The sequence below is a fragment of the Haloarcula rubripromontorii genome, from assembly GCF_001280425.1.
GTDB classification, from domain to species: Archaea; Halobacteriota; Halobacteria; order Halobacteriales; family Haloarculaceae; genus Haloarcula; species Haloarcula rubripromontorii.
The window spans coordinates 98,404-110,229 of sequence record NZ_LIUF01000002.1; the positions used below are offsets into that span (position 1 = coordinate 98,404).

The 11,826-nt window shown below is 62.9% G+C and carries 13 protein-coding genes; 8 read left to right on the forward strand and 5 right to left on the reverse strand.

What is annotated here, in order from left to right:
- The first annotated feature begins 227 nt into the window (after positions 1-227).
- Positions 228-1,988 carry an alpha/beta fold hydrolase gene (locus AMS69_RS05740; protein ID WP_053967132.1) on the forward strand — a complete coding sequence of 587 codons (1,761 nt, stop codon included), beginning with the start codon at positions 228-230 and terminating at the stop codon, positions 1,986-1,988.
- Between the two features lie 82 nt (positions 1,989-2,070).
- On the opposite strand, the gene AMS69_RS05745 is transcribed toward AMS69_RS05740, so the two are convergent.
- Positions 2,071-4,353: a nitric-oxide reductase large subunit gene (locus AMS69_RS05745; RefSeq protein ID WP_053967133.1), complete on the reverse strand. Its 2,283-nt coding sequence runs from the start codon at positions 4,351-4,353 to the stop codon at positions 2,071-2,073.
- Between the two features lie 175 nt (positions 4,354-4,528).
- Here AMS69_RS05745 and AMS69_RS05750 point away from each other — a divergent pair, with 175 nt between their 5' ends.
- Together AMS69_RS05750 and AMS69_RS19585 are read left to right on the forward strand one after the other, a co-directional pair.
- Positions 4,529-5,101 (forward strand): YbhB/YbcL family Raf kinase inhibitor-like protein, encoded by a 573-nt coding sequence (locus AMS69_RS05750; protein ID WP_053967134.1) that lies wholly within the window; start codon positions 4,529-4,531, stop codon positions 5,099-5,101.
- A 199-nt stretch (positions 5,102-5,300) separates the two neighbouring features.
- Positions 5,301-5,480: an HVO_0416 family zinc finger protein gene (locus tag AMS69_RS19585; RefSeq protein WP_077067766.1), complete on the forward strand. Its 180-nt coding sequence runs from the start codon at positions 5,301-5,303 to the stop codon at positions 5,478-5,480.
- A gap of 91 nt (positions 5,481-5,571) precedes the next feature.
- On the opposite strand, the gene AMS69_RS05755 is transcribed toward AMS69_RS19585, so the two are convergent.
- Together AMS69_RS05755 and AMS69_RS05760 are read right to left on the reverse strand one after the other, a co-directional pair.
- Positions 5,572-5,865 (reverse strand): hypothetical protein, encoded by a 294-nt coding sequence (locus AMS69_RS05755; protein WP_053967135.1) that lies wholly within the window; start codon positions 5,863-5,865, stop codon positions 5,572-5,574.
- The gene (locus AMS69_RS05760; protein ID WP_053967136.1) at positions 5,843-6,340 is read right to left on the reverse strand and encodes a PadR family transcriptional regulator; all 498 of its coding nucleotides are present in this window, start codon (positions 6,338-6,340) and stop codon (positions 5,843-5,845) included. The genes AMS69_RS05755 and AMS69_RS05760 overlap by 23 nt, the downstream gene beginning before the upstream one ends.
- A gap of 132 nt (positions 6,341-6,472) precedes the next feature.
- On the opposite strand from AMS69_RS05760, the gene AMS69_RS05765 reads away from it, so the two are divergent.
- The 3 genes from AMS69_RS05765 (at position 6,473) to AMS69_RS05775 (ending at position 9,074) form a co-directional block, all read left to right on the forward strand.
- Positions 6,473-6,823, forward strand: coding sequence for an ArsR/SmtB family transcription factor (locus tag AMS69_RS05765; protein WP_004515333.1), 351 nt, complete (start codon positions 6,473-6,475; stop codon positions 6,821-6,823).
- 28 nt (positions 6,824-6,851) lie between these two features.
- Positions 6,852-7,151 (forward strand): DUF7521 family protein, encoded by a 300-nt coding sequence (locus tag AMS69_RS05770; protein WP_053967137.1) that lies wholly within the window; start codon positions 6,852-6,854, stop codon positions 7,149-7,151.
- Between the two features lie 81 nt (positions 7,152-7,232).
- Positions 7,233-9,074 carry a UvrD-helicase domain-containing protein gene (locus AMS69_RS05775; RefSeq protein WP_053967138.1) on the forward strand — a complete coding sequence of 614 codons (1,842 nt, stop codon included), beginning with the start codon at positions 7,233-7,235 and terminating at the stop codon, positions 9,072-9,074.
- A 14-nt stretch (positions 9,075-9,088) separates the two neighbouring features.
- Here AMS69_RS05775 and AMS69_RS05780 read toward each other — a convergent pair whose 3' ends face one another.
- Positions 9,089-10,201, reverse strand: coding sequence for an RNA ligase (locus tag AMS69_RS05780; protein ID WP_053967139.1), 1,113 nt, complete (start codon positions 10,199-10,201; stop codon positions 9,089-9,091).
- 96 nt (positions 10,202-10,297) lie between these two features.
- On the opposite strand from AMS69_RS05780, the gene AMS69_RS05785 reads away from it, so the two are divergent.
- Complete coding sequence (locus AMS69_RS05785; protein ID WP_053967140.1) at positions 10,298-10,972, forward strand: RNA ligase partner protein; 675 nt, start codon at positions 10,298-10,300, stop codon at positions 10,970-10,972.
- Here the strand turns inward: AMS69_RS05785 and AMS69_RS05790 are convergent.
- Entirely contained in the window at positions 10,969-11,220 is a 252-nt protein-coding gene (locus AMS69_RS05790; protein WP_053967141.1) for a DUF7533 family protein, read from the reverse strand. The genes AMS69_RS05785 and AMS69_RS05790 overlap by 4 nt on opposite strands.
- Positions 11,221-11,331: 111 nt before the next feature.
- On the opposite strand from AMS69_RS05790, the gene AMS69_RS05795 reads away from it, so the two are divergent.
- Positions 11,332-11,823, forward strand: coding sequence for a metallophosphoesterase (locus tag AMS69_RS05795; protein ID WP_053967142.1), 492 nt, complete (start codon positions 11,332-11,334; stop codon positions 11,821-11,823).
- The last annotated feature ends 3 nt before the right edge of the window (positions 11,824-11,826 follow it).

An 11,826-nucleotide genomic window follows, 5' to 3' on the forward strand; every position in this document is an offset into this window, starting at 1 on the left:
GAGTGAGAGCGGCTATCTGTGGCTATCGTTGCGTAGAAGACTGGGTTTATCCGCAACCCCGAATAGCCGGTAATGAATGACGGTACGATACGTGGCCCAGAGAACTCGGCCGCTTTTCAACGGGTTAGCGTCCCATTTCCAGCTTCACTCTCAATTCTTTACCGTTAGCCCGGAGTTTACAGTAACTTTAATTTCCTGAGTGTCTCACCTGTTCCCGTGGAATTATAATGAACAATAACAGACAGTTGTGGATCGTAGCTGCAGTGTCGTTGCTCCTGATATTCAGCGGGAGCGGGCTCGCATGGACAGTACAGACAGATGGCGGTTCCGTCGAGGTTCGCGACGTGACGTTTTCCGGGACCAACGGAACGATGATGAGCGGGACGCTGTATATCCCTGAAGAGGCCAGCAGCGCGTCCCCGCAACCGGGGGTGTTGGCCGTCCACGGGTACATCAACTCGAAAGAGACCCAGTCGCCGTTCGCTATCGAGTACGCACGACGGGGTTTTGTGGTCCTGGCTATTGACCAGACCGGCCACGGCTACTCTGACCCGCCGGCGTTCAACAACGGGTACGGTGGCCCTGACAGCCTCGAATACCTCCGGTCGCTGGACTATGTCGACAACGAAAACATCGGCCTCGAAGGGCATTCGATGGGCGGCTGGACCGTCATCACGGCGGCCGCGGCCCACCCGGACGGGTACGAGTCGATGGTCATCGAGGGGTCATCGACTGGATCGAACCGCGCTCCCGAAGGCACTGCTTCGTTCCCACGGAACCTCGCTGTCGTGTTCAGCGAGTACGACGAGTTCTCCCCGCTGATGTGGGGGACGGCGAGTGCGTCCGACGTTGAGCAGAGCGACAAACTCCAGACTGTGTTCGGGACGGACAGCGCTGTCAAGGAGAGCCGTACCTACGGGAGCGTTGATGACGGCACCGCACGGCGGCTATACACGCCGGCAACGACGCATCCCGGCGACCACTTCTCGACCGCAGCCATCGGTGCATCCATCGAGTGGCTCCAGCTAACGCTCGAGGGCGAAGACGAGATGGATCCGAGCAATCAGGTCTGGTACTGGAAATCGCTGGGAACCTTTATCGCCCTCATCGGTGGTGTGCTGTCACTGTTCCCCGCTGGTGGTCTGCTCATCGAACGAGCATCGACTGACAGGCTCCGGCGAGAGTACCCCGAAGGGAAGGGGATGACCGGCGCGAAACGCTACGCGGCGTCGCTACTTGCCGCCACAATTCCGATTGTGACGTACTTCCCGCTACAGGACGCCGCACCGGCGATTATCGGGCTCAGTTGGCTGTTCCCACAGCAGATCAACAACGGCGTGATCGTCTGGGCGCTGGGGAACGCGGTCATCACAGCGGTCCTGTTCGCGGTGTGGCATTACACGAGCAACGCTGACGACCCGTCGGTGTCGCTGGCGAACTACGGCCTCGATACGGGCGACGGCGCGCGAACGGTCGGTGTCTCGGTCTTGGCCGGCGTCGGCACCGTCGCCGTGCTGTACCTGCTGGAAGCCGTCGTGGCGTTCCTGTTCCAGACGGACTTCCGCATCTGGGTGTTCGCCATCAAACTCCTCTCACCGGCGCAGTTCCGGATCAGCTTCTCGTATCTCCTGCCGCTGTTTGCCTTCTTCGTCGTCCTCGGCGCACTCTTGCACGGCCAGCTCCGTCCCGAGGGCGAGTCCCGGTCGCTCCGCCGTGCGATGGCGACGAACTGGCTCATCGTCGTCGGCGGGTTCGTCGTGTTGCTGGCGGTTCAGTACATCCCGCTGCTGTCCGGCCAGCCACTGCCGCTTGGCCACCCGCTGCTGACGATTCTGGCGCTACAGTTCGTCGCCCTGCTCAGCATCGTGGCCTTCGTTAGCACTTACTTCTTCAGGAAAACGGGTCGGGTCTGGGTCGGCGCGACGATCAACGCCGTCCTCGTGACGTGGGTTATCGTCGCCGGAACCGCGACGCAGTTCCCCGTCTAGATCCGGCGTTTCACTTTCCTCTCGTTTCTGTCCGCCAATCGTGTTTCGGTTGTGACGACGCACAGCCGAAACCCGACGCGGTTCAGTCGTCGCTCATCACACCCTCCGCGACGGCCATGTCCTCGACCGTGGGATCGTCCTCGGACGCCCGGAGGACGAACCGCTTGCGGACGAGGTCGGCCGCGTAGATGGCCGTCCCGAGGATGATGAGCGTGTCACCGGGGAGGCGCGCCCAGAACAGCGTCTGGACGAGCGGCTGGTTGTAGAACGCCACGCTCCGGGCCGCAGCGTAGCTGCCGGTAAAGGCCGCCTCCAGCTGGAGGAAGCCAACGGGCAGGACAGAGACGAACACCATCAGCGCCAGACCGACGTTCCAGCACCAGAACGCCGCCCGGAGCCAGGACCCGTTCCAGCGACCGGGTTTGATGGCGAGCTGGAGCATGTAGGTGACCATCCCCAGTGCGAGGAAGCCGAAGGCTCCGAACATCGCAGCGTGGGCGTGGCCGACGGTGAGGTAGGTGCCGTGCTCGTAGTAGTTGATCAGCGGGAGGTTGATGAAGAAGCCGAGCACGCCGGCCCCGACGAAGTTCCAGACGCCGCTGGCGATGATGAACATGAACGGGAGCTTGTAGGGGAACCCACCGGTCTCGGACATCGCCCGGTACTGGCCCAGCGCCTCGTAGAGGATGAACACCAGCGGGAGCAGCTCTAGCGTCGAGAACACGCTCCCGATGGGGACCCACATGTCGGGCATGCCGACCCACCAGTAGTGGTGAGAGACGCCGATGACACCCGTACTCATCACCAGCAAGGCCTGGAGCATGACCGCTTTCTCGGCGCTGCGGCGGCTCAGCAGGTTCATCGACACCAGCGTCAGGCCGATGATGGCGACGATGAAGAACTCGAAGGCCCCTTCGACCCACATGTGGACGACCCACCAGCGCCAGAACTCCGTGACGGCGATGTTGGTCTCCGGCGTGAAGAAGAACCCGGCGGTAAACAGCAGTGCGATGGAGCCGCCGGCGTACAGAATCATGTGTGCGAGGCCGAACACCGGCTCGCGGTCGAGCAGCGGCTTCAGCCCGCGAATCGAGAGGACCGCCCACAGACCGAAGCCGACGAGCAGCCCGACCTGCCAGAGCTTCCCGACTTCGAGGTACTCCAGCCCCTCGTTGCCGACGAGCCACCAGAGGTCGCCGAAGTAGCCGTGCGACCCGAGCCAGATGCCGCCGAGGCCGCCGACGGTGACGACGACAATCGCGACGAGCAACACGTCGATGTACGTCGACTGGCGTTTGGGTTCGTGGCCGGTCAGCAGCGGTGGGAGGAACAGCCCCGCACCGAGCCAGGTCGCGGCGATCCAGAGGATGCCCAGGTCGATGTGCCAGGTCTTCGCCATGGCAAAGGGCAGTAGCTGGAGGATGTGGACGCCGAAGATTTCCTCGATGCCGAAGAAGCCGGCCCGCTCGATGTAGAAGTGAGCGAGCAACCCACCGAGCAACACCTGTGCGAGGAACAGCCCCGCGGCGACCGGGATGAACCGCAGGGCGGCCCGCTGGCTGGGGAAGATGCTCACGTCGCCCGGCTCGGGCACCGAGAGGTCTCCGGCGGACGGCTCCGGGAGGCTGACGGCGTTGTAGAGCCAGATGCCGGCACCGGCGGCACCGACGAGGAGGACCATGGCGACGACGCTCCAGGTCATCGCCGCGCCGGTCGCGTCGTTGCCGGCCGCGGGCTCGTAGGGCCAGTCGTTCGTGTAGGAGTGCTCGCCGCCCGGGCGGTCGGTGTGGGAGAACCACGCCGTCCACATGGCGAAGTCGGCGAACTGCCGGGCGTCGGCCTCGGAGTCAATCATCCCCTCGGGGACGCCCCGCTCGTGGCTCCCCTCGTGGTACCGCTCGACGTACTCCTGGCGGACCTGCTCGTGGGCGTATAGCTCGGCGGCGGAGTACTTGATGTTCCCGCCCTCGTACTCCCCGCTGAGGTCCTGTTTGACGTCATCGTCGACGGCAGCCTGTTCGGCCGTCGACAGCGAGTCGTACTCGGTTCCGTAGCGCTCCTCGGCGTAGTACGTCCGCATGTGCTGGGTCTTTAACTCCAGCGAGTCGGCGGTGTAGTCTGCGCCGTAGTACGCGCCGTTGCCGAGAATCGACCCGTGGTTCATCAGCCCGTTCTTCTGGAACGTCTTCTTGCCCTCGCGGATGTCTTCACCCGTGAGAACCGTCTCGCCGTCAGGTCCAACGACTTGCTCCGGGATGGGTGGCGCTTCCTGATACGCAATCCACGCGCCAGCCCCCATGACGACGAGGTTGAAGACGAACGCGGCGGCGATTACCTTCGCGATCGTTTTGCGTTTGAGTTCCATGTGGTTGGAACTCCAGGACCCCAAAATAAGAAGGGGGTAAGACGTTCTCAGTCGCTGGCGACGGGCGGGAACATGTTCGCCCTGATATGGACCAGTGGTGTCCTGCCCCCGGATTCGACGTGGGGCGTGACGGGGTATCACAAGGCAGATTACTACCTGCCCCTCTCACTCTGGTATGCGCCGTCGCCACTTCGTCCAGACGCTCGGGGCGTCTGCACTGGTCGGGAGCGCGGGCTGTACCGAGCAGTCGGACGACACAACATCGGCCTTTGAAGTGTCGAGCCCCGCGTTCAGTTCCGGGGACGCGCTTCCGGCCCGATTCACCTGTGACGGCGAGGGCGTTTCGCCTCCATTTGTCATCGAGCGTGTCCCGGAGCCGACGGCAGCACTTGCCGTCACAGCCGAGTACGACGGTGGCGTGTTCAGTCAGCCCGTGTTCTGGACGCTGTGGAACGTCCCGCCGGAGACGGAGCGGATTCCGGCCGGACTTCCTCGCAAACCGACCCTCGAGACGCTCGGCGGCGCTCGACAGGGAACACAGCCCCCAAACGAGGCGGGGTATGAACCGCCGTGCCCACCGGCCGGACAGCCCTACGAACACCGGTTTCAGGTGTACGCACTCGGTGAGGAGCTCTCTATCGAGGGTGGAACCGAGCAAGAAGAAGCGTCAGAGACCATCGCGAACGCACTCATCGCAAGCACTCGTCTCACTGTTGACTACACCCACCCGGCTGGGACCGACAACTAACGAGTGCGGCCTCGGTCTATCCGAACCCAGCACACTGGCTGAACGACTGCCTATCTGTTGCTGTCTGCCGGTTGGGCGGCTCCTGAGTGACACGGCTCGCTGTTACCGACCAGTTCATGATGTGTGGCGCGCGGCTAATTGTGACAATGGTTCACAATACCATTAAACCTATATACTGATGTGTTATACCATATCATGTATGGCGTCCGCACCGAGTAGTGACGATATGTTCGACGAGTTCCTCTCCCAGCGTGGCCACGATGTGGAGCAGAGTGGTTGGGAAGAGAGCTATAACAAGAAGCAGTGCCCTGATTGCGGCGGTCTTCACGAGTCGACAGCGGCACAGTGCTCGGTGTGTGGCTGGACACCGGTACGGTAAGGATACTCCGGTTTTTCGTCTTCCACCGTTCATCCAGTAGCGACAGTATCGACCAGTAGAGCCGGCAGTTCGATCTCTGCCGGGATGTATCTCACTCTGCTTCTTGACACACCAGCCCAGACGGTCGGACCTGCGTCACGTTGCGCAGAAAGGAAGTGGGGGAGTCTTTGCGTGGCCAGCCGACGGTTGGGGGGTCGTGTGTCGGCGGGCCGACCGGTTCGTAGCCGACAATTGGGGGGTCGTGTGTCGGCGGGCCGACCGGTTCGTAGCCGACAATTGGGGGGTCGTGTGTCGGCGGGCCGACCGGTTCGTAGCCGACAATTGGGGGGTCGCGTGTCGGCGGACTGACCGGCCTGTGGTGGTTACAGCGAATCCAGCGCCGCATGGAGGTAGAGTCCGAGCGCGAGATGTTGGTACGCAGATGTCGCGATCTGCTCTTTCGCAGCCGCGTCGTCCGCGATTCCGTACTGTTTCGTCTGGACGAGTTCGTGCATCTGGAGCGTGCCATCCGCTTCTAACTCGTGCAGCCGGGGGTACACTGTCCCCGGACTCAGTTCGGCACCGAACTGGGCTTCCAGTTCCTCCATCAGTCCGGTCCCGTGGGTGCCACCATCGGCGACTGCGATCATCGCCAGTAGAATCTCTTCCAGACTCTGTGTGACTATTCCGTCATCAACTGCGGTCTCGCCGTTGACGACGTCGTCAATGACCGGGTCCAACAACGACTCCGTGATGGCGTCACGACTGGGTGGGTCATGCGATTCCGGGCGCTCTGAATCGCCGAGAGGGGTCACTCGCTCATCGGCGCTCTGGCCATGCATCTTGCCCGTCGTCACGCGACGGAGGTTGTCTCCGGACATCGTCTCACCTGAACGCAATCCGCAGTGAGTGCTACAGGGGCTATCATCATATAAACGGGGCAGTGTTTTCTGAGCGTGAAATCACCACAGTGCTCGAAAACGCTTATATAATATGACGCGAATCTTGGTGTAGTGGCTGAGGAACAGAGCATCGAGGAGATTCTCGATACGATCGGCGACCAGCACGCACGCCGTGTACTCGCCGCGATCAGTCGAGAACCGCAGTCGGCGAAGGAACTCGCGGAGGAGTGTGACCTCTCATTGCCGACGGTGTATCGACGTATCGAACTGCTCGACGAGTACGACCTCGTCACCGACCGGACACTCGTCGCCGAGGACGGGAACCACTACAAGGTGTACGAGTCCAACTTCGAGTCGACGGTCATCTCGCTCGAAGACGAGGAGTATAAAGTACGCATCTATCGGGAAGAGAACCTCCCGGACCGGTTTAGTCAGCTCTGGGACGAGCTGAACCCGGAATGAGCGTGCCGACCAGTGGACGGGTGATCGCATGACGACCGGCGTGACTATCGCACGTAGCGCGCTCATCCTGATGCGGATGGTGGTGTTCGGGCTGACACTCGGTATCACGCTGATTAGCTTTCAGGCCTACCGGAAACGGCCGTCAGAACGCCTCCAGTACGCGTTCGTCGGATTTGCGTTCATCAGTATGGGTGTCGCTATCTCCAGCGTTATCACACAACTGAGCGCCGGCGAGACTGGTGCCATCGTCCGCGTGTTCTTCCAGATGGCAGAGACAATCCCGTTCATCATCGGGTTCGCGATGCTGTACGTGTCGCTGTACCGGTGAGAAATCCGTTCGGGTGCACCGGTCAGTTGTCGTCCCGGTAAAGCACGTTGTTTATTTGGCCGCGGTTCCACTACATGTTCAATGACTGATTCGACCACCGAGGTTGTCCGCCTGTTCGGTGGGCCCGGTAGCGGGAAGACGACGGCGCTGCTTGACCGTGTGGACGAACTGCTGGAAGACGACGACGTAGACTTCCGTGACGTACTGGTTGTCTCGTACACCCGTGCGGCAGCCGCCGAGATCCGTGAGCGACTCGCGGACCGACTCGGCCTGTCTCCTCGTGCGCTCCGTGGGAACGTCTGCACGATGCACGCGAAGGCGTACGAACTGCTGAACCTCTCCCGTGGCGATGTCGTCGGCGAGGACGACAAGGAGGCCTTCTGCGAGGAGTTCGGCATCGACTACGAGGACGAGTACGAGGGGTCTCGGCGTCGGTCGGCCCGCTCGACCACCCTCGGGAACAAGATTATCGCGACCAGCCAGTGGCTCCAGCGGACCCGCCGCGACGTCGCCGACTGGTACGACGTCCCGTTCAAGTGGGACGACGAGGAGGTCCGGCTCCCGCCGGAAATCGACGAGAACGCCCAGACCGGCAACAAGTACACGCCGACCTGGCCGACCGACGACGACCGCGTCGATGTCCCCAGCGCCATTCGCGGCTGGCGCACGTATAAAGGCGAGAACGACCTGACCGGCTTCGCCGATATGCTTGAGCGGGTCGCCCAGCGCTCGCTACTCCCCAACGTCGATTACCTCATTATCGACGAGTTTCAGGACATCACGACGCTGCAGTACGACGTGTACGACGAGTGGAAACCCCACATGGAGCGGGTGCTCATCGCCGGCGACGACGACCAGGTCGTCTACGCTTGGCAGGGCGCTGACCCAGACCTCCTGCTTGAGGAAGTCGTTACCCAAGACGAGGTCCTGCCGAACTCTTACCGGCTCCCCTCGCGCATCCTGAACGTCGTCAACCGCGAGGTGCGCCACATCGAGAAGCGCCAGGAGAAAGACCTCAATCCGCGCAAGGAGGGCGGCCGCGTCGAGGCGGTCCAGAACCCATCGATGTTCGACCTCTCGCGGAACGTCACCCGGACCATCGAGCAGTCCGACGAGACGGTGATGGTCCTGTTCCGGGCCCGCTACCAGATGTTCCAGTTCATCGACGAGTTCATCGACAACGGGATTCCGTTCTCCTGTCTCACCGACCAGCGGATGTGGACCGACCGGCTCACCCAGTACGTCAACGGGCTTGAAGCCGTCGAGGCCGACGAACCGCTCACGGTGCTCGAAGCGCGCCGGCTCGCTGACATGCTCGTCGACTCCGCGTTCGGCACCGGCGAGCGCGACGACCTCTTCGACGCGCTCGAAGAGATAGACGAGTCCCACGAGGACCAGGACATCGCCGACATCGAAATCGAACCCGACGTGGTTCGCGAGCACGTGCCGTTCCTCCCGGACGCGGCCTCGGCAGGCGATATGCTCCGGAAAGTGACCAACTTCCAGGAGCGGACCGTCGACGCGTACTTCACCGGTGACTACACCGGGATGGACGCCGACCGCGTCCGCGTCGGGACCATCCACTCCGCCAAGGGCCGCGAGGCCGATCACGTGTTCGTCGCGACGGACCTCACGGAGAAAGTCGTCGAACAGATGGCCGCCACGGTCGACCAGCAGGGTATCGAGGTGCCGGGTATGGATGAGTTCACGAAACACACCAGTCCCGTGCCGACGCTGACCGACAACGAACGGCGTGTGTTCTACGTTGGGATGTCTCGGGCTCGCGAGCGACTCGTGCTACTCGAGAACCTTGTCGACGGCGCGCCGACGCTCCCTATCGACGTGTTGCTGGAAAACGAGCCAAGCGACCGCTCCATCGAGCAACTGCTTGACGACGCCAGCGAGACCATCGCGGCCGACTGAAGCGGTCGCGCTCCTCACTCGTCGATGGTCCCACCCGCTAGGTAGTACCGCGTCTTGTCACGCGTTGACTGGGCGATTTTGGTAAACGTGACAACACGCTGGTCGCCATCCGTCTCGTCACGCTCGATATGCAGTTCCAGCCCCTGGTCGCGGAAGTACGACAGCAGGTCGTCGATGGTTTTCGGGTCGCCGCGAACGGTGTGTGTTTCGCCGACCGGGTCACCCCTGTCTACCGCCCGTATTGTTTCGACTGCAGGCTGAAGAATGGCCTCACCCAACTTGTGTGCCCGCTCGCGGACTGCTGCCGGCGACTCACCGCGTTCGACGGCCTGGAAGGCCTCTCGTATGACGCGCGTGAACACGAAGTCTCGCCCGTAGTCGAAGGGGAGTTCGAACGCGTGTTCGAGGTCGGCCTGATGGATCGCGCTCGTCGTGTACTTCAGCGCCGTCTCTCCGTCCATCGATTTCAGGACCACGCCCTCCCGGCCGCGAGCGTTCAGGTCGTCGATCCGTTCGCGGGCGGCGTCGACGGCCGCTGCCGGGGTGTAGGTCCCGTAGTGGTCGACGCTGTCGAGGCCGTAGGTCTCACACCGGTCGAGCCGGCGCTCGACGCCCATCGGCGTCCCGCTCTCGCGGTGGCGGATGCCGAACACGTAGAACCCGACCTCGTCGACCTCGCTGTACTCGTGGTCGGTGTAGGGGTTCTCCGGGCCGACGAGTTCGCCACACAGCATGTGTTCGGGGTGGTCGTCGAAGAACCCCTCTGCGTCCAGTAGCGCCTCGACCTTCCGCGTGGTGTAGGGACAGACGAACCCGCTCCGGGTGAACGCGAGGCGGTCCCCGTCGATTCGTGCGATCCTGACGTTGTAGCCGTTGAGCTTCTCCTCGATGGCGACGGGGCCGTCGAAGGCCTCCCGAATCGCCGGTTCGAGGACGAGCGCACGCGGCATCGAGGGGTAGCCCCGGACGACCGCGTCGCCGACGAGCGCCGTCCCGCGTTCGATACCGTGGCGCTCGTCGGTGAGATGGCGGTACCGCTGTCCGCGAAACCACTCGGTGTCGAAGTGTTCCAGCAGGTCCTCGGGGTCGGTGTCGACATTGAACAGCGACCCCCAGTCTCTCGACATACGTGTGTCTTGTTGACATGACACTAAAGTTCTGCTGGCACGGGGCACCGCCGTAACTGCCAGAGGGAATTAGTGGCAGGCTATCGTAGCGTCAGTATGGTCGACCGCCCGCTCAAGCAACGGTTCGTCCTCGACACGTCGCTGTTTCTCACCCCCGAAATCAGGAGCGGCGACGAGGACCTGGAGGCGGCCTGCCTGGAACTGCTCGAACTCATCTCTGAGGCGAAACTGGTCCACAACATCTCCTGTTACATGCCGCCGTCGATACAGGCGGAACTGACGACGATGCTCGAAGACCGGGCCATCAGCGATGACGTGCTGACGAAACTGGATACGTGGGTCATTACGAAGTCACCGGCTCACCACGAGGTGCGGATTCCGGCAGACCTCGTCTACGAGTTCATCGACGAGATGTCCGAGCGGGTGGACCGCGGCCTGCGCGTCTCCGAGAAGGCCGTCCGGAAGGCCGAGGAGTCGCGGGCCGAGACGGTTGAGGAACACGACCACATGACTGAAGTGGACAAGGTCATCTCGGACCTGCGCGACGAGTACCGGGACACGCTCCGGCAGGGCGTCCTCGACTCCCGGGAGGATTTCGACCTCCTGATACTCGCACAGGAACTGGACGCCGGCGTCGTCACGGAGGACCAGGGCATCATCAACTGGGCGGAGGACTTCGGACTGCGGTATCTCAAGGGACGGAACTTTCCACCGCTGCTCAGAGAGTATCTCGCCGCCGACGACCCGGACCGCTGGCGCGACGAGAGCTAGTCGTCGTCGCTGTCCGGCGGTTTCCCACCGGGAAGCGCACTGCGTGCCCGCCCGGCGATTGCGCCGGGGATGTCCGTCGGGGAGGGAGCGACCCACTCGATGACCAGTAATGCGGCGGCTAACCCGAGAAAGACCACACCGATCGCTGTCTGACCGCGAGCGAGGTTGTCGACGCCGAGGAGGGTGACCCGCGCGGCGAGTACGACCGCGACCATCAGCTCGATTGTCCCGATGAGTCCCCGTGCCATCGGTCGTCGTAGACGGTGCCTGAACAAAAGCATCGTGCCTGCGTGACGCCTGCGGCCTCACCAGCGGCGGGGGACATACGTTGAAGTCGCTGCCGACTGAAGGTCGCTGGTATGCTGATCGGCATCGTCTCGGACACGCACGACAACGCGCCGCAGGTCGAAGCCGCAGTTGAGACGTTCGCTGACACGGGCTGTGAGACGGTCGTCCACTGCGGCGACTTCGTCGCCCCGTTCTCTGTGACGCCGTTCGACGGCGACTGGTCGTTCTACGCCGTTCGCGGCAACAACGACGGCGAGTGGGCGGTCCAGTCCACCGTCGAGGACTTCGGCACGTACTTCGGCGAGATGGGCGAGCTAACCGTTGACGGACACGGCATCGCCGTGTACCACGGCACCAGCGGCGAACTCGTCGACGCGCTGGTCGAGTGTGGCACCTACGACTACGTGCTCCACGGGCACACCCACGAACGCGGCCGCGAGGAGCGCGGGGGCACGGTACGAATCAACCCCGGCGGTATCTCGATTCCGCCGGCTCCCGAGCCGTTCTCGGTCGCGACGCTCTCGACGGAGACCGGCGAGGTCGAATTCCACGAACTGGGGTGAGAA